Annotated in this window: 21 protein-coding genes and 1 tRNA gene; 12 read left to right on the top strand and 10 right to left on the bottom strand. The window is 71.5% G+C overall.

Annotated elements, in window-relative coordinates:
- The first annotated feature begins 64 nt into the window (after nucleotides 1–64).
- A complete protein-coding gene (locus FHS34_RS16880) occupies nucleotides 65–541 on the top strand; it encodes a GNAT family N-acetyltransferase (protein WP_184965988.1) in 477 nt (158 codons plus the stop codon).
- A 206-nt stretch (nucleotides 542–747) separates the two neighbouring features.
- Here the strand turns inward: FHS34_RS16880 and FHS34_RS16875 are convergent.
- The 7 genes from FHS34_RS16875 to galU form a co-directional block, all read right to left on the bottom strand.
- Nucleotides 748–821: transfer RNA gene (locus FHS34_RS16875), tRNA-Ala, on the bottom strand.
- An 85-nt stretch (nucleotides 822–906) separates the two neighbouring features.
- Nucleotides 907–2,133, bottom strand: a complete 1,227-nt coding sequence (gene sepX, locus FHS34_RS16870; protein ID WP_184965986.1) for a divisome protein SepX/GlpR — start codon at nucleotides 2,131–2,133, stop codon at nucleotides 907–909.
- A 179-nt stretch (nucleotides 2,134–2,312) separates the two neighbouring features.
- A complete protein-coding gene (locus FHS34_RS16865; RefSeq protein ID WP_184965984.1) occupies nucleotides 2,313–3,008 on the bottom strand; it encodes a GNAT family N-acetyltransferase in 696 nt (231 codons plus the stop codon).
- A gap of 20 nt (nucleotides 3,009–3,028) precedes the next feature.
- Complete coding sequence (locus FHS34_RS16860) at nucleotides 3,029–3,565, bottom strand: MogA/MoaB family molybdenum cofactor biosynthesis protein (protein WP_184965982.1); 537 nt, start codon at nucleotides 3,563–3,565, stop codon at nucleotides 3,029–3,031.
- The gene (gene moaC / locus FHS34_RS16855) at nucleotides 3,562–4,074 is read right to left on the bottom strand and encodes a cyclic pyranopterin monophosphate synthase MoaC (RefSeq protein ID WP_184965980.1); all 513 of its coding nucleotides are present in this window, start codon (nucleotides 4,072–4,074) and stop codon (nucleotides 3,562–3,564) included. The genes FHS34_RS16860 and moaC overlap by 4 nt, the downstream gene beginning before the upstream one ends.
- 129 nt (nucleotides 4,075–4,203) lie before the next feature.
- Nucleotides 4,204–5,526 carry a molybdotransferase-like divisome protein Glp gene (gene glp, locus FHS34_RS16850; RefSeq protein ID WP_184965978.1) on the bottom strand — a complete coding sequence of 441 codons (1,323 nt, stop codon included), beginning with the start codon at nucleotides 5,524–5,526 and terminating at the stop codon, nucleotides 4,204–4,206.
- Nucleotides 5,523–6,434: a UTP--glucose-1-phosphate uridylyltransferase GalU gene (galU, locus tag FHS34_RS16845; RefSeq protein WP_184965976.1), complete on the bottom strand. Its 912-nt coding sequence runs from the start codon at nucleotides 6,432–6,434 to the stop codon at nucleotides 5,523–5,525. The genes glp and galU overlap by 4 nt, the downstream gene beginning before the upstream one ends.
- Nucleotides 6,435–6,568: 134 nt before the next feature.
- Here galU and FHS34_RS16840 point away from each other — a divergent pair, with 134 nt between their 5' ends.
- Nucleotides 6,569–7,150 carry a 5-formyltetrahydrofolate cyclo-ligase gene (locus tag FHS34_RS16840; RefSeq protein WP_184965974.1) on the top strand — a complete coding sequence of 194 codons (582 nt, stop codon included), beginning with the start codon at nucleotides 6,569–6,571 and terminating at the stop codon, nucleotides 7,148–7,150.
- 135 nt (nucleotides 7,151–7,285) lie between these two features.
- Here FHS34_RS16840 and FHS34_RS16835 read toward each other — a convergent pair whose 3' ends face one another.
- Entirely contained in the window at nucleotides 7,286–10,108 is a 2,823-nt protein-coding gene (locus FHS34_RS16835; protein ID WP_184965972.1) for a penicillin acylase family protein, read from the bottom strand.
- 223 nt (nucleotides 10,109–10,331) lie between these two features.
- Between FHS34_RS16835 and FHS34_RS16830 the strand changes: the two genes are divergently transcribed.
- From FHS34_RS16830 to mscL, 6 genes are all read left to right on the top strand, one after another.
- Nucleotides 10,332–11,846, top strand: coding sequence for a potassium/proton antiporter (locus FHS34_RS16830; RefSeq protein WP_184966364.1), 1,515 nt, complete (start codon nucleotides 10,332–10,334; stop codon nucleotides 11,844–11,846).
- A 332-nt stretch (nucleotides 11,847–12,178) separates the two neighbouring features.
- Nucleotides 12,179–13,474, top strand: coding sequence for an MFS transporter (locus tag FHS34_RS16825; RefSeq protein ID WP_184965969.1), 1,296 nt, complete (start codon nucleotides 12,179–12,181; stop codon nucleotides 13,472–13,474).
- 67 nt (nucleotides 13,475–13,541) lie between these two features.
- Entirely contained in the window at nucleotides 13,542–13,862 is a 321-nt protein-coding gene (locus FHS34_RS16820; RefSeq protein ID WP_184965967.1) for an FmdB family zinc ribbon protein, read from the top strand.
- A gap of 99 nt (nucleotides 13,863–13,961) precedes the next feature.
- A complete protein-coding gene (locus tag FHS34_RS16815) occupies nucleotides 13,962–14,795 on the top strand; it encodes an S-methyl-5'-thioadenosine phosphorylase (protein WP_184965965.1) in 834 nt (277 codons plus the stop codon).
- A 146-nt stretch (nucleotides 14,796–14,941) separates the two neighbouring features.
- On the top strand, nucleotides 14,942–15,559 hold the full coding sequence (locus FHS34_RS16810; RefSeq protein ID WP_225817490.1) for a CpaB family protein: 618 nt from the start codon (nucleotides 14,942–14,944) through the stop codon (nucleotides 15,557–15,559).
- 138 nt (nucleotides 15,560–15,697) lie between these two features.
- On the top strand, nucleotides 15,698–16,174 hold the full coding sequence (gene mscL, locus FHS34_RS16805; RefSeq protein ID WP_184965963.1) for a large conductance mechanosensitive channel protein MscL: 477 nt from the start codon (nucleotides 15,698–15,700) through the stop codon (nucleotides 16,172–16,174).
- Between the two features lie 19 nt (nucleotides 16,175–16,193).
- Here the strand turns inward: mscL and FHS34_RS16800 are convergent, their stop codons facing one another.
- The gene (locus FHS34_RS16800) at nucleotides 16,194–16,370 is read right to left on the bottom strand and encodes a hypothetical protein (RefSeq protein ID WP_184965961.1); all 177 of its coding nucleotides are present in this window, start codon (nucleotides 16,368–16,370) and stop codon (nucleotides 16,194–16,196) included.
- A 205-nt stretch (nucleotides 16,371–16,575) separates the two neighbouring features.
- Here FHS34_RS16800 and FHS34_RS16795 point away from each other — a divergent pair, with 205 nt between their 5' ends.
- The 4 genes from FHS34_RS16795 to FHS34_RS16780 all read left to right on the top strand — a co-directional run bounded on the left by FHS34_RS16795 (nucleotide 16,576) and on the right by FHS34_RS16780 (nucleotide 21,207).
- Complete coding sequence (locus FHS34_RS16795; RefSeq protein WP_184965959.1) at nucleotides 16,576–17,814, top strand: low temperature requirement protein A; 1,239 nt, start codon at nucleotides 16,576–16,578, stop codon at nucleotides 17,812–17,814.
- Between the two features lie 41 nt (nucleotides 17,815–17,855).
- A complete protein-coding gene (locus tag FHS34_RS16790; protein WP_184965957.1) occupies nucleotides 17,856–18,881 on the top strand; it encodes a P1 family peptidase in 1,026 nt (341 codons plus the stop codon).
- 201 nt (nucleotides 18,882–19,082) lie between these two features.
- Entirely contained in the window at nucleotides 19,083–20,303 is a 1,221-nt protein-coding gene (locus FHS34_RS16785) for a L,D-transpeptidase (RefSeq protein ID WP_184965955.1), read from the top strand.
- Nucleotides 20,304–20,460: 157 nt separating this feature from the next.
- Nucleotides 20,461–21,207, top strand: a complete 747-nt coding sequence (locus tag FHS34_RS16780) for a DUF6227 family protein (protein ID WP_184965953.1) — start codon at nucleotides 20,461–20,463, stop codon at nucleotides 21,205–21,207.
- A gap of 39 nt (nucleotides 21,208–21,246) precedes the next feature.
- Here FHS34_RS16780 and FHS34_RS16775 read toward each other — a convergent pair whose 3' ends face one another.
- Nucleotides 21,247–21,498 (bottom strand): hypothetical protein, encoded by a 252-nt coding sequence (locus tag FHS34_RS16775; RefSeq protein WP_184965951.1) that lies wholly within the window; start codon nucleotides 21,496–21,498, stop codon nucleotides 21,247–21,249.
- Between the last annotated feature and the right edge of the window lie 120 nt (nucleotides 21,499–21,618).

Below are 21,618 nucleotides of genomic sequence, written 5' to 3'. Positions count from 1 at the left end.
GGCACACTGGTCGGGGTCCGAAAAACCCGGCCCCCCCCGTCTGCATAGAAGTACGATGACCAGCATGATTATACGTACCGTTCGCTTCGACCACCCTGACGCCGTGAAGCTCAACGACGAGGTCCAGGCCGAGTACCACCTGCGCTACGGCGACGGGGGCGACGCCACGGCCCTCGACGCCACGGACTTCGACCCGCCCCGGGGCGTGTACCTGATCGCGTACGACGAGCACGGCCACCCGGTGGCGACCGGCGGCTGGCGCAGCCAGGACGACAACGGCGAGGGCAACGAGGACGGGGACGCCGAACTCAAGCGCATGTACGTCGTGGAGGCGATGCGCGGCCGGGGTCTGGCGCGCCGCATGCTCGCCGCCCTGGAGGAGGACGCCCGTGGGGCCGGCCGTGTCCGGATGGTCCTGGAGACGGGCACCAAGCAGCCGGAGGCCATCGCCCTGTACGCCTCCAGCGGCTACGCGCCGTGCGTGAAGTTCGGCTACTACCGCGAGTACGAGGACAGCCGCTGCTTCGCCAAACAGCTCTGAGCCGCGCCCGCTCGCGACGTCTTCCGGCGCCGGCCGCGGGGCACGCGGCCGCGTCAGGGAATGTGACCCTCGCCACTGGCACGGCCCGGAGGCGGCGTGAGGTCTCCGCCGCACCTTCCCCGTAAACGACGAAGATCCCGTCCGATCGTGATGATCGGCGGGATCTTCGCTCACCGCTCCCGAGCTGACTCGAGAACAGTCGTGCGTGGACCTGAGGGGATTTGAACCCCTGGCCCCCTCGATGCGAACGAGGTGCGCTACCGGACTGCGCCACAGGCCCTTGCAACGAGTGAAACTTTAGCATCCCGATCGGGGTGCTTGGAAATCCGCTCCCTGACTGGTCAGGGCAGGGACGGCGGGTGGGGCTATTCGTTGGCCGCGCGGGGGCGGTCGCCGTCCTCGTACTGGTCGAAGAGGGGGGTGCGTCCGCGCTCGCGCGACCGGCGCGCCGAGGCCGCGCTGGGGGTCGTCCCGCGCGACCGCGTGCGGGCGTGGGGAAGCGCGCCGCCGAGGCCGCCCGCCGGCTTGCCCTCGGACGCGGGCTCCGGCTCGCCCGTCCCGCCCTCCGGTGCATGGCCCGCCTCGTGCTCCGGCGCCACCGCGCTGGAGCGCGCCGAACTCCAGGTGTCGGGCGCCCCCAGGTCCACGTCGGAGGTGGCGCGCGGAGCGACGGGCGCGGTCACATACGTCGGCAGCGGTACCGGCACCGGATCCCAGCTGTCCCCGTGACCGGGCCGCCGCTGCCGCTCCCGCTGCTGGTCGACCCACTCGGCGTGGTCCGTCTGCTCGACGAGCGCACGCCGGTCGGCGGCCAGCGCGGACACACCGGTGTCGGTGTCGGTCTCGGCGCCCTGGCCCTCGTCCGCGCCGTCGGTGCCGGCGCCCTCGTCGACGGACGCGCGTCGGCGCGGCTGGCGCTCGCGCAGGCGCTGGGCGGCGGCCTCGGCGTGCCGGCGGTCCATCTGGTAGGCGAAGCGGCGCCGCTCCTGCGTCCGCAGATAGGCGATGTACCCGCTGAGGAGTACCGCCGGCGCGCCGGGCACCCACAGGAACGCGAGCCCGCCGACGGCGGCGACGACCGCGCCGAGCGTGAAGACGAGGAAGAGCATCACGGTGGTGCGCCGGCGGCGTGCGAGTACCTTCGAGCGCCGGGCGCGCGCCGCGGCCGCCTGCGCCGAGGACGCACGCCGCGCCACCGGTTCACGCTGCGGTGCGGGCACGGGGGTGGACTTGGGGGCCGGCGCGGCACTCTGCTCGCGCACCGGTTCCGCACTGCCGGGTGTCTCGGGCCCGGCGTCCGCACCGACCTGACGGCGGGTCGGAGGCACGGCGAAGGCCCGGACGTCCACCGAGTCGGTGGCCGCGTCCGGATCGCCGGCGTCCGGCTCCCCCTCCTGGGCGGAGCGCGCCCGCAGGTCCCTGGCGTACCGGCGCTCCATGCCCGCCCGTCCGGAAAGCAGCCGGATGGCGGTGCTGAAGCGTTCCGTCGGACGGGCCTCGTTCAGCTCGTCCTGCCTACGGAGCCACATCGGCACCAAGTAGGCGGCCCAGGCCCCGACAATGACTGCGTAGATGAGGCCGCTGCTGCTCACGCCTCACACGGTAGAGGGGTTTGCGTGAGGCCATCCGCCAATTGGGCCGGTGTGTCGCACGATCTGGCTGATATTTCCAGCATTTTTTTCGACCGATGCGATCAGTGGACCGTCACAGTCACGAATTCAAGGGGTTCAGGAACGGTCGACAGCCGATCAATTTCGAACACACATTCCATTTACGGGCGCTCGACGGGATTCCCCGGCGCGTTCCGCGGATTCGGCGACGGGTCCGCCGTTCCCCGCCCGCCCGCGGGACCGCCCTGCCGCTCGGCGTGCCGGTCCCCCTGGGGGCGTGCCCGGTGCCACCGCGCGAGCAGCCCGTCGAGCGCCTCCTCCGCGGTGAGCGCGAAGACGAGATGGTCGCGCCAGGCGCCGTCGATGTGCAGATAGCGCGGCCGGAGCCCCTCCTCGCGGAATCCGAGTTTCTCCACGACCCGTCGGCTCGGCCGGTTCTCGGGGCGAATGCAGACCTCGACGCGGTGCAGGCCGACGGTGCGGAAACAGTGGTCCACCACGAGCGCGACGGCCGTCGGCATCACCCCGCGCCCGGCCACCGACTCGTCCACCCAGTAGCCGACGTGCCCCGAGCACATCGAGCCCCAGGTGATCCCGGCGACCGTCAACTGCCCCACGAGCCGCCCCTGGTACTCGATGACGAACGGCAGCATCCGGCCCGCGTGCGCCTCGGCCCGCAGATGCCGGACCATCTGGCGGTAGGTCGGCCGGTGCGCTATCGGGCCGCTCGGCGTGGGCGGCGGGATGGTCGCCTCCCACGGGCGCAGCCAGTCGCGGTTGCGCCGGTTCACCTCACGCCACACCCGCTGGTCGCGCAGCTTTATCGGCCGGAGGACGACATCGCCGTCCGCCAGCACGACGGGCCAGGAAGGGCTGTTCAGCTCGCACCCCCGCTGTCCGCTCCGGGGTGGTCACCGCCGCGGATCTGGTCGACGGCGTGAATCAGCAGGGGCTCCAGCACGGCGAGGCCGTCCCGCACGCCGCCGCTCGACCCGGGCAGATTGACGATCAGCGTTTTCCCGGCCACCCCCGCCAGGCCCCGCGACAGCGCGGCGGTCGGCACCTTCTCCCGCCCGTACGCGCGGACGGCCTCCGCGACGCCCGGCACCTCGCGGTCGATCACCGCCCGGGTCGCCTCTGGGGTCCGGTCGGTGGGCGAGATGCCGGTGCCGCCGGTGGTGACGACGACGTCGTAACCGGCCTCCACGGCCGCTCGCAGCGCCGCTTCCACCGGATCCCCGTCCGGCACCACCCGCGGCCCGTCCACGGCGAACCCGAGGTCCTCCAGGCCCTTCACGATCAGCGGGCCGCCCCGGTCCTCGTAGACACCGGCGGCGGCCCGGTTGGAGGCGGTGACGACCAGCGCGGCGTACGGCGCCGCCGGCGCGCCCCCGGTGTTGCCGTCCCGTGTCATGCCCGGCTCCAGTCGCCCGACTTGCCGCCCGTCTTCTCCTCCACCCGCACGTCCGTGATGACCGCTCCCTTGTCGACCGCCTTGACCATGTCGACCACGGTGAGCGCGGCGACCGTCACCGCCGTGAGGGCCTCCATCTCGACGCCCGTGCGGTCCGTCGTCTTCACGGTGGCCCGGATCTCCACGGCGTCGTCCGCGACCGACAGATCCAGTTTCACACCGGACACCGACAACGGGTGGCACAGCGGGATCAGATCCGGAGTGCGCTTGGCGCCCATGATCCCGGCGATGCGCGCGGTGGCGAGCGCGTCGCCCTTGGGCATTCCCTCACCGCGCAGCAGCTCGACCACTCTCGGTGAGACGAGGACGCGTCCGGCGGCGCGGGCGGTGCGCGCGGTCACGTCCTTCCCGGACACGTCGACCATGCGGGCCGCACCCGCTTCGTCGAGGTGCGTCAGTCGTTCCTGCGCAGGGGGTCCGGGGGTCTCCCCCCGGGAAGGCACGGTCATGGTGTGTGGTGCTCCCGGTCCGGGCCCGCCGCGGTGCGGAGCGCGGGCCTGCTGTGCGCGACACGGTACCGCCAAGCCCGCGCGCGGGGCGGACCAGGATCGTCCTGCGGACGGGTACGCGCGCGTGCGTCAGCCGAGCAGCACGACCTCCACCTCGCTGCCGGGCTCGACGCTCTCCACGTCCTCGGGGACGACGATCAGCGCGTCGGCCAGGGCCAGCGCCGCGATCAGGTGGGAACCGGTTCCGCCCACGGGGGTCACCTCACCGTCCGCGTACGACCCGCGCAGGAACTGCCGGCGTCCCTTGGGCGAGCGGATTGCCTCGTCCGCCTTCAGGGCGGCCCGCGCGCGGGGCCGGTGCAGGTCCGTGAGCCCCATCAGGGCGCGGATGGCGGGACGGACGAACAGCTCGAAGGAGACGTACGACGACACCGGGTTGCCGGGCAGGGCCAGCAGCGGCGTGTGGTCGGGGCCGATGGAGCCGAAGCCCTGGGGCTTGCCGGGCTGCATCGCGAGCTTGCGGAAGTCGACACCGCTGCCCGCCACGTCCTCGTCGCCGACGGACGACAGCGCCTCCTTCACGACGTCGTACGCCCCCACGCTCACCCCGCCGGTGGTCACCAGCAGGTCCGCGCGGATGAGCTGGTCCTCGATGGTGGAGCGGAGGGTCTCGGCGTCGTCGGCGACGGCGCCCACCCGGTAAGCGATGGCGCCCGCGTCCCGCGCGGCGGCGGTGAGGGAGAAGCTGTTGGAGTCGTAGATCTGGCCCGTGGCCAGCTGCTCGCCGGGCTGTACGAGCTCGCTGCCGGTGGACAGGACGACCACGCGCGGGCGCGGGCGCACGCGCACCGTGCCGCGGCCGATCGCGGCGAGCAGGGCGAGCTGCGGCGGGCCGAGGATCGTCCCGGCCTCCAGGGCCCGCTCGCCGGCCCGCACGTCGCTGCCCATGGCCCGCACGTGCGCGCGTGCCTCGGCGGGCCGGTACACGTGGACGTGGCCCTCGGCGCCCTCGGGAGCCGAGCTGCGCGCCCGCATACCGCTCACCGGACCCTCGCCGAGCCCGCCGTCGGTCCACTCGACGGGGACGACGGCCTCGGCGCCGGGGGGCAGCGGCGCTCCGGTCATGATGCGGGCGGCCTGCCCGGGGCCGACCCGTACCGGGTCGGCCGCGCCGGCGGCGACGTCCCCGACGACCTCCAGGACGGCCGGGAACTCCTCACCGGCGCCTTCGATGTCCGCGACCCGTACCGCGTATCCGTCCATGGAGCTGTTGTCGAACGGCGGCAGGGACACCGGCACCGTGACGTCGTCGACCAGGACACAGCCCTGGGCGTCGAGCAGTTGCAGCTCGATGGGTTCGAGGGGGCGGACGGTCGAGAGGATGTCCTCCAGATGCTCGTCCACCGACCACAGGTCGTCCTGGCCGGCGGGGCGGGTCGCGGCGCTGCTCAAGATTGCTGCATCTCCTCGGCTACGTAACTGCGAAGCCAGGCGCGGAAGTCCGGGCCCAGGTCTTCACGTTCGCACGCGAGTCTGACAATGGCACGCAGATAGTCGCCGCGGTCTCCGGTGTCATAACGGCGGCCCTGGAAGACGACGCCGTGCACGGGGCCGCCGACCTTCTCGTCCTGCGCGAGCTGCTGGAGGGCGTCGGTGAGCTGAATCTCGCCGCCGCGGCCCGGCTCGGTGGTGCGCAGGACACCGAAGATGTGCGGGTCGAGGACGTAGCGGCCGATGATCGCGTAGTTCGACGGGGCGTCCGCCGGGTCCGGCTTCTCGACCAGTCCGGTCACCTTCACGACGTCACCGTCGCCGGTGGCCTCCACCGCCGCGCAGCCGTAGAGGTGGACCTGCTCCGGCGCGACCTCCATGAGGGCGATCACGCTGCCGCCGTGCTGTTCCTGCACCTCGATCATGCGCCGCAGCAGCGGGTCCCGCGGGTCGATCAGGTCGTCGCCGAGGAGGACGGCGAAGGGCTCGTGGCCGACGTGCGGGGCGGCGCACAGCACCGCGTGACCGAGCCCCCTGGGGTCGCCCTGGCGCACGTAGTGCATGGTGGCCAGGTCGCTGGACTGCCGCACCTTCGCGAGCCGGCCGGCGTCACCCTTCTTCTCGAGCGCCGATTCCAGCTCGTAATTGCGGTCGAAGTGGTCCTCGAGCGGCCGCTTGTTGCGTCCGGTGATCATGAGGACGTCATCGAGTCCCGCCGCCACGGCCTCCTCGACCACGTACTGGATCGCCGGCTTGTCGACGACGGGCAGCATCTCCTTGGGAGTGGCTTTCGTCGCCGGCAGGAATCGGGTACCGAGGCCGGCCGCGGGAATGACAGCCTTGCTGATCCTGGGGTGGGACTGAGTCATGCCCGCAACCATATCCGGTGCCTTTGCTGGAATTCTGTGGCTCCGGGCGATTGGCCCTCATATGAACTGCATTAAGAAGGGTGCGGGAACGACCAGTGGAACACGCCGGACGTACAGGTGAGCCTGACAAGCGCATGTTGCGACGAGAGCTCCTCGGAGTGAGGAGCAGGTGGACGGCCGATGACATCCGCGAAGCGGGCCGTGAGCTGGCGGAACGCGCCCTGGAGCTGCCCGAGCTGACGCGCGGGCGCACGGTGGCGGCGTACGTCTCCGTAGGGAGCGAGCCCTGCACGCTCGCGCTGCTGGACGCGCTGCGCGCGCGGGGCGTACGCGTCCTGCTGCCCGCGCTCCTGCCCGACAACGATCTGGACTGGGGCGAGTACACCGGCCCCGATTCCCTCACGCAGGTCGAACACCTCGGGAAGATGGCGCTTTTCGAACCCTCCGGCACGCGGCTCGGACCGGACGCCGTGACGGCCGCGGACGTCGTCCTGCTGCCCGGACTCGCGGTCGACGCGCGCGGGATGCGCCTGGGGCGCGGCGGAGGGTCGTACGACCGTGTGCTGGCCCGCCTGGAGCGCGCGGACGCGCACCCCCGGCTCGTGGTGCTGCTGTACGACACCGAGGTCGTCGCGCGCGTTCCGGCGGAGGCGCACGACAGGCCGGTGCACGCGGTGGTGACGCCCTCCGGTGTGCGCCGGTTCCCGCTCGCCTGACCGGGAGCCCGCGCGTCCCGCCGCCCCGGGTCACGCGCATCGGGTACGGAAAAGGCCCTCCACGCGCGCGTGGAGGGCCTTTTCAGTGGTGTGCCGTCCGGGGCCCCCAGGCCGTGGAGGGCGCTGGGGGTGGGATCACGGCTCCAGGACGAGCGTGTCGCTCGTGCTCGCGTCCACCGCCTTGCCCGAGAACGACCAGGGCAGCAGTTCGCCGTCGGCCCACTTGCCCGTCTGGTCCGTGTAGTGCGCGTTGAACGCGTGCCCGGAGGCACCGCTCAGGTTGATCCACTTGGACTTGTCGAGGTCGGCGAGGTTGACGACCATGCGCATGGAGGGCACCCAGAGGACGTTGTAGCCGCCGGCCGCGTTCCAGCCGCTCGCGTTCACCGTCGCCTCGCCGCCGCTGAGCTTCCAGGGGCCGCGGTTCAGCAGGTACTGCAGGACCTTGGGGCCCTCGGTGCCGAGCGTCTGGTTCTTCAGGAACAGGCGGTGCAGCCGGCCCCAGCTCCAGGTGTCGATGTCCTTGCCGAGCTTGGCGGTCAGCTCCCAGCGGGCGTCGATCATGGCGCGGGCGAAGAGCTGGTCGCGGTTCTTCGCGGCGGGACGGGTGCCCGACCTGGGGGTCTTCCACCAGTCGCTGTCGGGCTTGTCCATCAGGGTGCGCACGACCTCGAACCAGCGGTCACCGCCGTCCGGCTGCGCCTGGTCGGCATCGCGCTGGCCGCACTCGCGCACCTTGGTGTCGTCGTCCACCGGGCCGGTGCTGTCGATCTTGTCGACCCACAGGCACTGCCCCTTGACGCGCACCTCCTTGGGGAGCTTGTTGCCGAAGGACAGCTTGAGGATGTTGCGCCAGACGGCGTTGAAGTAGGCGGCCGCAGCGGAGTCGGCGTCCTGGGTGTAGTCCCAGCCCTCCAGAAGCTTCTGCGCCTTGCGGACCTCGGGGTCCTTGAGGTCGATCTTCAGCAGCTTGGGCACCAGGAGCTTGGCGATCTCGCTGCTGTTGTCCAGCTGCATCTGCCGCATGTCGTCGGTCGAGATCTTGCCGCCGTCCTTGATCTTGGACTCGATCAGGTCGGTGATGCGCTGGCTGCGGGTGCCGTAGCCCCAGTCGGTGGTGAGCGTGTACGGGTACTTCGCCCGGTCCACCACGGCCTGGTTGGCGGTGACGATGTAGCCGCGGGCGGGGTCGTACTCGTAGGGCAGCTCGTCCTTCTTGACGAAGCCCTTCCAGCGGTACTTCGACTCCCAGCCCGGTGCCGGGAGGGCGCCGGCGTCCTTGTCGGAGCGCGTGGGGATCTTGCCGGGCAGCGTGTAGCCGATGTGGTTGTCCGTGCCGGCGTAGATCAGGTTCTGCGACGGCACGTCGAACAGGGCCGCCGCCGCGCGGAAGTCGTCCCAGCCGTGGGCCTTGTCGAGGGCGAACACGGCGTCCATGGAGGTGCCCGGGTCGAGCGCGGTCCACCTCAGGGCGATGCCGTAGCCGTCACCGCGGTCGGGGGCGGCGGAGTTCACGGAGGCCTTCCGGCCGACCTGGACGAGCTCGTCGTCACGGTCGGACAGGAGCGGCATCCCGTCCTGGGTCTGGCGTACGACGATCGTCTTGGCCTTGCCGCCGGCGACCTGGATGGTCTCCTCGCGGGTCTTGAAGGGCTTGACCTTGCCGTCGTACAGGTAGCCGTTCGCGCTGACCTTCTCCAGGTAGAGGTCGGTGACGTCGACGCCGGAGTTGGTCATACCCCAGGCGATCTTGGCGTTGTGGCCGATGATCACACCGGGCATACCGGCAAAGGTGTAGCCGGTGACGTCGTACTGGCACTTGTCGGAGACGGTCCGGCAGTGCAGGCCCATCTGGTACCAGACGGACGGCAGGGACGCCGACAGGTGCGGGTCGTTGGCGAGGAGCGGCTTGCCGGTGATGGTGTACTTCCCCGCGACCACCCAGGAGTTGGAGCCGATGCCCTGGCCGTTCACGCCGACGGCCGTGGGGAGGCCGTCCAGGACCTTGTAGAGGCCCCCCAGCTGGCTGGTGAGACCCGGACCCGTCCCGGTCGTCGTGGAGGAGCCGGTCGTGCCCGTCGTGCCCTGGGAGGAGCCCGTGGCGCCCTGGGCGGAGGTGCCGCCGGCCGTGCCCTCGGTGGAGCTGCCGCCGCCCTGCTGGAAGGCCTTGTTCAGCTCGTCGTACCGGCCCTCCTGCACGATCGGCTTGTTGCGGCCGTAGGGGTACGCCGGGTACAGGTCCTGGATCTGCTGCGGGCCGAGCCGGCCGGCCATCAGCGCGCGGTCGATCTCGTCCTGCATGTTGCCGCGCAGGTCCCAGGCCATCGCCTTCAGCCACGAGACGGAGTCGACCGGGGTCCACTTGCCCGGCTTGTAGTCGTTGGTGAAGCCCAGGGCCGCGTACTCCAGGGAGATGTCCTTGCCTTCCTTGCCCTGAAGGTAGGCGTTGACTCCCTTGGCGTAGGCCTGGAGGTACTTCTTCGTGGAGTCCGACAGCTTGGTGTCGTACTCCTGCCGGGCGATCCGGTCCCAGCCGAGGGTGCGCAGGAACTCGTCGTTCTCGACCTGGCTCTTGCCGAACATCTCCGACAGGCGCCCGGAGGTCATGTGCCGGCGCACGTCCATCTCGTAGAACCGGTCCTGCGCCTGGACGTAGCCCTGCGCCATGAACAGGTCCTCGTCGGAGGACGCGTAGATCTGCGGAATGCCGTAGCCGTCCCGCTTGACGTCGACCGGTCCGGACAGGCCGTCGAGCTTGATCGAACCGGTGGTCTGCGGGAAGGAGGCGCGGACCGTACTGATCGACCAGTACGCCCCGTAGGCGATGCCGCCGATGATGGCCAGTACCAGTACAAGCACGACCAGTCGGGCTTTGCGCCCCTTCTTCCTGCCGGACTTGACGGACGTGGCACCCGTGGTGGCGGTGTCACCCGTTGTGGCGGTGGTGTTGGGGGGCATCGCTGTCCTTGCTGTCCTAACGCGAGCGGCAGGTCGGGCTGTGACTTTGAATGAGCGCTGGAGCAACCATAGGCGCAGGGCCCTGTCCCGCTTGACGCGGAGTCGGGAACGAGCGCGCACGAGCGTTCGATCTTGCCCTGCCGAACGTCAAGAAAGCGTCAAGAGTTAGGTAAGGTAACGAAGTAACCGGAGATCCCCGGCTCGATCCGAGGAGGAACGCCCGCTGACTGTTCACCACCTCAACCAGCTGCTGCTCATCTGCTCCGTCGTCCTGCTCGTCGCCGTCGCGGCCGTCCGGATCTCCTCGCGCAGCGGGCTCCCCAGCCTGCTCGTGTACCTGGGGATCGGCGTCCTCATGGGCCAGGACGGCGTCGGTGACATCCATTTCAACAGCGCCGAAGTGACCCAGGTCATGGGGTACGCGGCCCTGGTGGTGATCCTCGCCGAGGGCGGCCTGGGCACGAAGTGGAAGGAGATCCGGCCGGTCCTGTCGTCCGCCTCCATGCTGGCGACGGCGGGGGTCGCGATCAGCGTGGGCGTCACCGCCGCGGGCGCGCACTATCTGGTCGGGCTGGAATGGCGGCAGGCGCTCATCATCGGCGCGGTGGTGTCCTCGACGGACGCGGCGGCGGTGTTCTCGGTGCTCCGCAGAGTTCCGCTCCCCGCGCGCGTGACGGGCACGCTGGAGGCGGAGTCCGGCTTCAACGACGCCCCCGTGGTCATCCTGGTCGTCGCCTTCTCCACGGCCGGCCCGATCGAGCACTGGTACGTCCTGCTGGGCGAGATCGTCCTGGAGCTGGCCATCGGCGCGGCCATGGGACTCGCGGTGGGCTGGTTCGGCTCCTGGGGGCTCAAGCACGTGGCGCTGCCCGCGTCCGGCCTCTACCCGATCGCCGTGCTCGCGATCGCCGTCACCGCCTACGCCGCCGGTTCCCTGGCGCACGGCAGCGGCTTCCTGGCCGTCTATCTGGCCTCGATGGTGCTCGGCAACGCCCGGCTCCCCCACTGGCCCGCCACCCGCGGTTTCGCCGAGGGGCTCGGCTGGATCGCGCAGATCGGCATGTTCGTCGTGCTCGGCCTGCTGGTCACCCCGCACGAGCTGGGCGACGACGTCTGGCCCGCGCTGGTCATCGGGCTGGCGCTGACCATGGTGGCCCGGCCGCTGAGCGTGGTGCTCAGCCTGGCGCCGTTCCGGGTGCCCTGGCAGGAGCAGGCCCTCATGTCGTGGGCCGGGCTGCGCGGTGCGGTGCCCATCATCCTGGCGACCATCCCCATGGTGAACGGCGTCGCCGGCAGCCGCCGCATCTTCAACATCGTCTTCGTCCTGGTCGTCGTCTACACCCTGGTCCAGGGGCCGACCCTGCCCTGGCTGGCACGCACCCTCCGGCTCGGCGAGAAGGGCGAGGCCTCGGACCTCGGCATCGAGTCGGCACCCCTGGAGCGGCTGCGCGGACATCTGCTGTCCGTCGCCATCCCCGAGGGCTCACGGATGCACGGCGTGGAGGTCGGCGAGCTGCGACTGCCGCCCGGTGCGGCCGTCACGCTGGTCGTGCGCGAGAAAGAATCGTTTGTGCCGCTGCCCACGACGGTGCTGCGGCGCGGCGACGAGCTGCTGGTCGTCGCCACCGATCCGGTGCGCGACGCGGCCGAACGGCGCCTGCGCGCGGTTGCCCACGGGGGCAAGCTGGCGAGCTGGCTGGGCATGAACGGGGCGAACGGACCGGGCGCCGGACGGTGAGCGCGACGGCGGGGCGGGCACGACAGGACGGCGCCCTCGTCGCGAGCTGGGCGCGGGCGCGTTAAGAGCGCATTTCGCATGATTCACGCCCGCGCCAATCACAGGCGAACAAGCCCGACGGTGCTCATTTTCACAGGTGCACAAGGCCTTGATCCCTGTAGTATCAAGGCACCCTGATCGAACCAACTCTGTCTGATGCAGAGCTGGCGCGACCGTATGGCGGCCGGAACGCCCTCTGTAGCGACACCGGTATCTACCGCAGTTCCGCGCAAGAGGACAGCTCTCGGCGCCCCCGCACGGGCGCGCTACCAGGTGGAAGAAAGGCACGGGCCGTGGTGTCCACGGTCACCACCGAGTCGGCGGAGAACCCGCCGGCGTCGTCCCGCCCCGGATACGGACAGCTGCTGCGCACCCGCGGCGCCTGGACGTTCCTGCTCCCCGGCTTCGCGGCGCGCCAGCCGTTCGCGATGCTCACCATCTCGATCGTGCTGCTCGTCCAGCACACCACCGGCTCGTACGGCGCGGCCGGCGCCGCCGCGGCCGCCACCGGCGTCTCCATGGCGCTGTTCGCGCCGTACAGCGGCCGCCTCGCCGACCGCTACGGCCAGCGCGCCGTGCTGATCCCCGGCGTGCTGGTCCACACGGTCTCCGGTCTGTCCCTGACGGCGCTCGCGCTGGCGCACGCGCCCCTGTGGGCGCTGTTCGTGGCGGCCGTCCCGACCGGCGCCTCGGTGCCGCAGGTCGGCCCCATGGTGCGGGCGCGCTGGGGCGTGCGGCTGCAGGGCTCGCCCCTGATGACCACCGCGGCGGCGTTCGAGTCCGTCACGGACGAGCTGACCTTCGTCTTCGGGCCGCTGCTGGCGACCGCGCTGTGCACCACCGTGACGCCGGCCGCGGGCCTGGTCACGGAGGCCGCGCTGACCCTCGTGGGCGGTCTGCTGTTCGCCGCGCAGAAGAGCACGCAGCCGCCAGTGACCGCCGGAAGCGGCCACGCGCGCGTGGAGCACGGCTCGGCCCTGCGCGTGCCGGGCGTGCGCGTGCTCGTCGTGACCTTCCTGGGCATCGGTTCGGTCTTCGGCGGCATGCAGGTGTCGCTCGCGGCCTTCACCGAGTCGATCGGCGAGCCCGGCCTGAACGGCGTCCTGTACGGCGTCTTCGCCGCCGGGAACATGCTGTCCGGCATCGCCTGCGGCGCGATCGCCTGGAAGGTGGCCCCGCAGAAGCGCCTGGTCGTCGGTTACGCGGCGCTCGCGCTGGTGGCCTCCGCCCTGTGGACGGCACACTCGGTGCTGCTGCTCGCGGCTCTCGGCCTGCTGGTCGGCATGTCCATCGCGCCGTCGCTGATCACCGGCTACACGCTGGTCGAGAGCCTGGTCCCGGCCGGTGCCCGCACCGAGGCGTTCACCTGGCTGACCGGCGCGGTCGCGCTCGGTCAGGCGGCCGCCGTCACGGTCTCGGGACAGCTGGAGGACCGGCTGTGGGACGGCGCGGGATTCCTGGTGCCGATGGCCGGCACCGTGCTCGCGCTGGTGACCCTGGTGGCGCTGCGATCGAGGCTCGTGCCGCAGGCACGGAACCGTACGGTGGCGCGTGGCGTCGGTCACCGCGTCCCGGTGACGGTGGACTGAGCCCCGGGAATACGTCACTATGGATCGTCGTTAGCACTCATCGAGTGAGAGTGCCAGGAGGAAGACAGTGCCGACCTACCAGTACCAGTGCACCGAGTGCGGCGAGGGCCTCGAGGCGGTGCAGAAGTTCACCGACGACGCCCTGACCGAGTGCCCGAGCTGCAAGGGCCGCCTGAAGAAGGTGTTCTCCGCGGTCGGCATCGTCTTCAAGGGCTCGGGGTTCTACCGCAACGATTCCCGCGGCTCCACGTCGAGCAGCAGCCCGGCGTCGAAGCCGGCCGGCTCCTCGTCCGACTCGAAGACGACCACGGCGACGTCCTCGTCGACTTCGTCTTCGTCGTCGTCCTCGTCCTCGACGAGCTCGACCAGCAGCACCTCCGCCGCCTGAGACCTCTCACCCGGACCCTGCCCTCGTACGACGGCAGGGTCTTCGGCGTTCCCCGGCACCGGCTCCCCCGGGGTTTCGTGGGCCGCTAGTGTGCTGGTCATGGCGAACGCAGAGATCGGCGTAATCGGCGGCTCGGGTTTCTACTCCTTCCTCGACGACGTGACCGAGGTCCAGGTGGACACCCCGTACGGGGCGCCCAGCGACTCCCTCTTCCTCGGCGAGGTCGCCGGCCGGCGGGTCGCCTTCCTGCCCCGGCACGGCCGAGGCCACCATCTGCCGCCGCACCGCATCAACTACCGCGCCAACCTGTGGGCCCTGCGCTCGGTCGGGGTGCGGCAGGTTCTGGGTCCGTGCGCGGTGGGCGGGCTGCGCCCCGAGTACGGCCCGGGCACCCTGCTCGTGCCGGACCAGCTGGTGGACCGCACGAAGTCCAGGGCGCAGACGTACTTCGACGGGCTGCCGCTGCCCGACGGCACCGTGCCGAACGTCGTGCACGTGTCCATGGCCGACCCCTACTGCCCCACCGGACGGGCCGCCGCGCTGAAGGCGGCCCGCGGACGGGACTGGGAACCGGTGGACGGCGGCACGCTGGTGGTGGTCGAGGGCCCGCGCTTCTCGACGCGTGCCGAATCGTTGTGGCACCAGGCGCAGGGCTGGTCGGTGGTGGGTATGACCGGCCACCCGGAGGCGGCGCTCGCCCGGGAGCTGGAGCTGTGCTACTCGTCGCTGACCCTGGTCACCGACCTCGACGCGGGCGCCGAGACCGGCGAGGGCGTCTCGCACGACGAGGTGCTGCGGGTCTTCGCGGCCAATGTGGACCGGCTGCGCGGCGTGCTGTTCGACGCGGTGGCGGCGCTGCCGGAGACCGCGGGGCGGGACTGCCTGTGCGTGGGCGCGCTCGGCGGGATGGATCCGGGGTTCCGGCTGCCGTAGCGCAACCCGGCGCCCGGGCGGAATCTCCCGGTCGGGTGAGCGAGTTGTCCACAATCCGTCGGTGATCCACCGGCTCCGGCGGGATCCGGCGCGAGGCCTCATCGTGGCAGCGCAAGCCGAAATCCTCGTCGCAGGCGGTGATCCCCATGCCTTCGTCCTCGTCGGCCCCGACCCCCTCCTCACTCTCTCCTCCCCCGCGCCCGCCCGTTGCCCGCTCTCCGTTCCCGCCTCCCCTGCGCCTGCCGCGTCCGCTGGGCACGGACGCCCCGGCGACCCGGGAGGTGCCCGCGTTCGGTCCGGTGCGGGTGCGCGGCGGGCGGTACCGGCTGCAGCGGCTCGTCCGGCGCCGCGGGTGGGCCGTCGCGGCCGGTCTCGCGGTGACCGCGGCGGCGCTCGTGGCCGCGGGGCCCGGGATCGGGGCGGAACCGCACGGCACGGTGCGGCCCCCGGGGCACCGGGTCACCAAACCCGTGCGGCGGACCGCGGCGGTGGACCTGGTGGCGGCGCCGGTGCGGATCGCCGACGCAGCCACGACGCGGCTGCTCCGGCCCGGTGACCGCGTCGACGTCATCGCGGCCCAGGACCCGTCCACCGGCGACGGCGCCCGGGTGCTCGCGCGCGGGGTGCGGGTGACGGAGGTGCCGGAGCCGCTGGACGGCGCGGCCGGCAGCGGGGCGCTGGTCGTGCTGTCGGCGCCGCGGGCCACGGCGGCACGGCTGGTCGGCGCGAGCGCCGTCGCACGCCTGGCGGTGACGCTGTGCTGAACCGGGCCGCGCGCACTCCTGGCGCATTGTCGTCGGTCGCCTCGGTCGCGCCACCGGACTGGACACGGTGGCCGCACCGTGCCGTAGGTTGCGGAGCGTTTCGTTCCACCCCCTGTGCACACGAGGAGAGTCCCCTAGGTGAGCGCGAAGAAGGAAGCGAACGTCTGGCAGGGCTTCAGGGCCTTCCTGATGCGCGGAAACGTCGTCGATCTGGCAGTTGCGGTCGTCATCGGCGCGGCCTTCACGAACATCGTCAACTCGGTGGTGAAGGGGATCATCAACCCGCTGGTCGGAGCGATCGGCACGCAGAACCTCGACAACTACAGCTCGTGCCTGGAGGCCCCGTGCAAGGTGGCCCCGGACGGCACGGTCAAGAGCGGTGTACCGATCCTGTGGGGATCCGTCCTGGGTGCCACACTCACCTTCGTGATCACCGCGGCGGTGGTGTACTTCCTGATGGTCCTGCCGATGTCCAAGTACCTGGCCCGGCAGACGGCCCGCAAGGCGGCGCGGGAGGGCACCAGGGAGGTCATCGAGGTGACCGAGCTGGAGGTGCTCAAGGAGATCCGCGACGCGCTGGTCGCGCAGCGCGGCCCCGGGCCCGACAAGCGCTAGCGGCGCTCCCGCGGACGGGTCAGATGTGGTGGGGCGGCTTCTCGTCGAGGAAGCGCTTCAGGTCGGCGGCGCTGTCGCCGTCCGTGCGCTCGCCCCACCCTCGGTCGGTGTCGTCCGAGGTCTGCTGGTCCAGCGGGTCGTCGAAGACCAGCGCGGGCTTCGGGGCGCGCGGCTCGGGTGCGGGGGCGGTGCTCATGCCCCCAGGGTACGGCTCGCGCCGCGACGGCCCGGCGCGGTCCTCGTCCCCGGCGCCGGCCCGCTGTCCCGCGGACGGGCGGGCGGCCCCCGGCGCCGGCGGAGGAACGGCCGTCCGACCTGGGCGGACGCGCTACGGGCATCCTCCGAGCCTTTGTGAATCCGTTCACAAGATTTCACGGCGGTTTTCTGCTGTGCTGGGAACCATGACGTCGAGTTCCGGTCAGGCGCCCGCCCCTTCGGGCGCGCCGCAGCCCTCAGGCCCCCTGCGACGGCTCACCGCGCGCGGACGCGACGAGGCGCACCGCGTCGCGTCCCCGCTGGAGCTCTTCTTCGATCTGTGCTTCGTCGTGGCGGTCGCGCAGGCGGGCGTGCAACTGGTGCACGCGGTCGCGGAAGGACACGCCGGCGAAGGCATCCTCAACTACGCGATGGTCTTCTTCGCCATCTGGTGGGCCTGGATGAACTTCAGCTGGTTCGCCTCGGCGTACGACAACGACGACGCGCTCTACCGGATCGTCACCCTGGTGCAGATCGCGGGCGTCCTGGTCCTGGCCGCCGGTATCTCCCGCGCCTTCACGGACCATGACTTCCTGCTGGTCCTGCTCGGCTATGTGATCATGCGGCTGGCCCTGGCCGCGCAGTGGCTCAGAGCCGCGCGATCGGCCACGGGCGCGGAGAGAACCACGGCACTGCGGTACGTGTACGGCGTGCTGCTGTGCCAGGTGGGCTGGCTGGGTCTGGTGCTGCTGCCCGAGCCCGCACGGCTCTGGGTGTTCCTCGTGATGGTCCTCGCGGAACTGTGCGTGCCGCTCTACGCCGAGAAGAACCACGAGACCTCCTGGCACCCGCACCACATCGCCGAACGCTACGGCCTGTTCACCATCATCGTGCTCGGCGAGACCATCGCCGCGGCCACCGTCGCCGTGAAGTCGGCGGTGGACGAGCACAACGCGCTGGCCGAGCTGCTGCCCATCGCGGCGGGCGGGCTGCTCATCGTCTTCTCCGCGTGGTGGATCTACTTCGTGGTGCCCATCCACGGCCACCTGCGCAGCAGCGGGCGGGCGTTCATCTGGGGCTACGGCCACTATCTGGTCTTCGCCTCGGCGGCGGCGATCGGCGCCGGGCTGGAGGTCGCCGTGGAACAGGCGGTCGACACGGCGCACATCTCCACCCTGTCCGCCTCGGCCGCCGTCACCCTGCCGACGGCGCTGTACCTGCTGACCGTGTGGTTCCTGCACTCGCGACATTTCAAGGTGGGCCTCGCCCAGCAGCTGGTGCTGCCGGTCGCCGCCCTGCTGGTGATCTGCTGCACCTTCCTGGGCGACTGGGCGGTGCTCGCGGCGGGGCTCGTGGCCTCGGGCGCGGTGGTGGTCGGGGTGATGCTGACGGCACGCATGGCCGGCCGGGAGCGCGAGGCCAGCGCCACGGCCCCGGCCGGCTGAGTCCGTCAAGGCAGGCGCCGGGCTGGGCCAGACTGGCGTCCATGACAGCTGACGCACTGACGGATGTCGCCGGGCTGCGGGTGGGACACGCCACGCGCCGCGGCGACGGCTGGCTCACCGGCACCACGGTCGTGCTCGCGCCCGAGGGCGGCGCCGTCGCCGCCGTGGACGTACGCGGCGGCGGCCCCGGCACCAAGGAGACCGACGCGCTCGACCCGCGCAACGTCGTGCAGCGGATCGACGCGGTCGTGCTGACCGGAGGCAGCGCGTACGGGCTCGACGCGGCGTCCGGGGTGATGGCCTGGCTGGAGGAGCACGGGCGTGGCGTGCCGGTGGGGCCGGACCCGGCGCACGTCGTACCGGTGGTGCCCGCCGCGTGCGTCTTCGACCTGGGGCGCGGCGGGAACTTCCGCGCGCGTCCGGACGCGGCGACGGGACGGGCCGCGGTGGAGGCCGCCGCGGCGGCGGCGCCGGGAGCGCCGGTGCCGGAGGGGTGCGTCGGCGCCGGCACGGGGGCCGTCGTCGGGCGCCTCAAGGGCGGGGTGGGCACCGCGAGCACGGTGCTCGACTCGGGCATCACGGTCGCGGCGCTGGTGGTCGCGAACGCCGCGGGGGCGGCGACGGACCCCGACACGGGGGCGCTGTACGGGGAGTTGCTGCGGGGGCGGGTGGAGTACCCGCAGGAGCGCGTGCACGAGGCCGCGCGCCGGCGCCTCGACGAGACCGCCGCCGCGAACACCCCGCCGCCGCTCAACACCACGCTGGCGGTGGTCGCGACGGACGCCGGCCTCTCCAAGGCCCAGGCGCAGAAGCTGGCGGGCACGACGCACGACGGCATCGCGCGCGCGGTCCGGCCGGTGCACCTGCTGCACGACGGGGACACGGTCTTCGCGCTGGCGACCGGCACCCGCCCGCTCGATACGCACCCCTTGGCGCTCAACGACATCCTGGCCGCCGGCGCGGACCTGGTGACGCGCGCGATCGTCCGGGCCGTACGCGCCGCGGAACCGGCCGACGGGCCGGGCGGGACGTGGCCGTCGTACGAAGAGCTGTACGGCGGGAGCTGAGCGTGGGCGCGGCGGCCAACGGCGCCGTGTCCGCACGGGGTTCGGGAAGGGGTGGGGCCGGGGGCTGACGGATGTGGATTGTCGCGGTTCTGTCACGTGATGGCGTTCATCGGATTCCGAGGGAACCTCGCCCGGCGTCCGCGCCCTCTCTCTTCACGCAGCGGAACGGATCACCCACACCACATGAACCTGGAGCAGCCCGTGACAACGCCGGACATTGCAGCGCGGCGCGCACTCGGGGCCTGTGCCGCCCTGATGGTCGGCGCCCTCACCCTGACCGCCTGCGGCGGCAGCGCCAACGCGAACAACGACGACGGCAAGGGCGGCAAGAACTCCCCGAAGACGTCGACGGCGAAGATAGCGATCTCGGCCAAGGACGGTTCCACCGGAGCGTCCATCAACGCCACCGGGGTGAAGGTCAGCGACGGGAAGCTGACCGAGGTGAAGATGACCGTGTCGGGGTCGGGGCAGGCCGTGCCCGGCGCGATATCGGCGGACGGCAGCACCTGGAAGCCGAAGGAGCAGCTGGAGCGGGGCACGAAGTACCAGATAGCCGCGACCGCGAAGGACTCCGACGGGCGTACGGCGGCGGCCAATGCCATCTTCACCACCGTCACCTCGTCGAACAGCTTCATCGGCACCTACACGCCGGACAGCGGCACGACGGTCGGGGTGGGCATGCCGGTGTCCTTCACCTTCGACAAGTCGATCACCGACAAGAAGGCCGTGCAGTCGCACATCACGGTCAACTCCAGCAGCGGCCAGCAGGTCGTCGGGCACTGGTTCGGTGACCGGAGGCTGGACTTCCGGCCGCAGGACTACTGGAAGGCCGGCTCCAAGGTCACGATGAACATCGACCTCGACGGGGTCGAGGGCGCGAAGGGCGCCTACGGGGTGCAGAAGAAGACGGTCTCCTTCACCGTCGGGCGGTCGCAGGTCTCCACGGTCGACGTCAACACGCAGACCATGACGGTCGTCCGGGACGGCAAGACCCTCAAGTCGGTGCCGATCTCGGCGGGCAGCCCGCAGCACACCACGTACAACGGGCAGATGGTGATCTCGGAGAAGTTCGTGCAGACCCGCATGAACGGCTCGACGGTCGGCTTCGGCGGGGAGTACGACATCGCGGACGTTCCGCACGCGATGCGGCTGACGTCGTCCGGGACGTTCATCCACGGAAACTACTGGTACAACCAGGGCAACCCGCCGTTCGGCCGGGAGGGCACCAGCCACGGCTGTGTCGGCCTCGCGGACGTGCAGGGGGCCGAGGGCGACACGTCGGCCAAGTGGTTCTACGACAACTCGCTCATCGGGGACGTCGTGGTCGTGAAGAACTCCCCCGACAGCACCGTCTCGCCCGACAACGGCCTCAACGGGTGGAACATGCCGTGGAGCGCCTGGACCGCGACAAGCGCCTCCTGACCGGCGGTTTCTGACAGCCCGACGGGCCGCGCGGGAACTTCTCGCGCGGCCCGCGCGTTTTCCCGGCGTACGTTTTCTCGGTTCCCGGACATGATGTCCGACCGAGGGGCTACGGTATGCACCCACAAGGTGACATGCAGCAACGCCGGGAGATGCCTTGAGCGTTCCGTACGAGACCGCAGCGTACGAACCAGCCGAGTCGCCCGAGTCTCCGGAGGAGCATCTCGCGCGACTCCTCGGCCGTGCCCTGAACTCCTTCGAGCTGCCCGACGAAGTGATAAGGCAGCTGGACTGCGCGCTGGCCCACGACAGTTCGCTGCACTCCGCCTACCACAGTGCGGGACTTCACCGGGAGACGTACCGGCACACCTGGCTGCTGGCCGACGGCTCGGCGGTCACGCTGTGGGAGCTCGTGCGCAACCCCGCGCCGGGCAGCCCACCGGAACACGAGGTGTACGTGGACGAGGAGGAGCTGCAGACCGCCACGGCGCGGCTCGGCCTCCTCCCCGACACCCAGGACTTCGAGCTGCCCTCGCTGATGCGGCTGTGGGCGGTGCCCGAGCCCCGGCCCGTGTTCTCCTCCGGTGACTCCGCGGACCACGCGCGCCGGCTCCTGCGCCGTGCGGAGAACCCCGACCGCCCCGGCGCGGAGACGGCGGCGCTGCTGGCGACGGCCACCGCGCACGAGATCACCCAGGCGTTCGGCCGCCCCGGCCGGGCCGGACGCACGGGGCTGAGCTACGCGCTGTACGAGCACGCCTTCCTGCTGCCGGACGACGGCGAGATCTCCCTGTGGGAGGTCGAGCACACCGCGACGCCCGACGGACGGCACATGTGCGAGGTGTACATGTCGGAGGACGCGGCCCGGGACGCGATGGAACGGCGCGCGACGCGTCAGGGATAGCGCCCGCGCCGCGAGGCGGAGGTGCGGGGCCCTCGCCGGTCAGTGGGTGCCGAGCTGCCGTATCAGTCCGGCGAAGGCGTCCTGTTCGGCGGGGGTCAGCTCCACCTTCTCCAGCGCGGGGCCGGCCTGCCGCTGGGGCGGGAGGACCGGGAGCCTGGCGGCCGGGAGCTCTCTGTACGCCTCGGCCCGGAAGCGGCGCAGCAGACGCAGGACGCCGTACGCCCAGGCCACGCCGGCCAGGGTGAGGACGACCGCGCCGGTCCACTGGAGAGTCGAGACATGCTCAGGCATGCGCCCCAGTACACACCACGGTCCGGGACTTTGGCCCCGGACCGTGACGTATCTCGCAGGTGCCGTGAACAACTCACAGCGAACTAAAGGGACAAGGATGCGCCGGGCGGCCGGCGGCCG

Origin of the sequence: Streptomyces echinatus (assembly GCF_014203595.1) — a bacterium.
Classification (GTDB): Bacteria; Actinomycetota; Actinomycetes; order Streptomycetales; family Streptomycetaceae; genus Streptomyces; species Streptomyces echinatus.
This window is presented reverse-complemented; position numbering and strand designations above follow the sequence as displayed.

Excerpts from the sequence above, each read along its gene's own strand:
- FHS34_RS16880 (WP_184965988.1), top strand. The coding sequence starts at position 65 with ATGATTATACGTACCGTTCGCTTCGACCACCCTGACGCCGTGAAGCTC.
- FHS34_RS16860 (WP_184965982.1), bottom strand. The coding sequence starts at position 3,565 with ATGACACGGGACGGCAACACCGGGGGCGCGCCGGCGGCGCCGTACGCC.
- moaC (WP_184965980.1), bottom strand. The coding sequence starts at position 4,074 with ATGACCGTGCCTTCCCGGGGGGAGACCCCCGGACCCCCTGCGCAGGAA.
- galU (WP_184965976.1), bottom strand. The coding sequence starts at position 6,434 with ATGACTCAGTCCCACCCCAGGATCAGCAAGGCTGTCATTCCCGCGGCC.
- FHS34_RS16840 (WP_184965974.1), top strand. The coding sequence starts at position 6,569 with ATGTTGCGACGAGAGCTCCTCGGAGTGAGGAGCAGGTGGACGGCCGAT.
- FHS34_RS16835 (WP_184965972.1), bottom strand. The coding sequence starts at position 10,108 with ATGCCCCCCAACACCACCGCCACAACGGGTGACACCGCCACCACGGGT.
- FHS34_RS16815 (WP_184965965.1), top strand. The coding sequence starts at position 13,962 with ATGGCGAACGCAGAGATCGGCGTAATCGGCGGCTCGGGTTTCTACTCC.
- FHS34_RS16810 (WP_225817490.1), top strand. The coding sequence starts at position 14,942 with ATGCCTTCGTCCTCGTCGGCCCCGACCCCCTCCTCACTCTCTCCTCCC.
- FHS34_RS16800 (WP_184965961.1), bottom strand. The coding sequence starts at position 16,370 with ATGAGCACCGCCCCCGCACCCGAGCCGCGCGCCCCGAAGCCCGCGCTG.
- FHS34_RS16795 (WP_184965959.1), top strand. The coding sequence starts at position 16,576 with ATGACGTCGAGTTCCGGTCAGGCGCCCGCCCCTTCGGGCGCGCCGCAG.
- FHS34_RS16790 (WP_184965957.1), top strand. The coding sequence starts at position 17,856 with ATGACAGCTGACGCACTGACGGATGTCGCCGGGCTGCGGGTGGGACAC.
- FHS34_RS16775 (WP_184965951.1), bottom strand. The coding sequence starts at position 21,498 with ATGCCTGAGCATGTCTCGACTCTCCAGTGGACCGGCGCGGTCGTCCTC.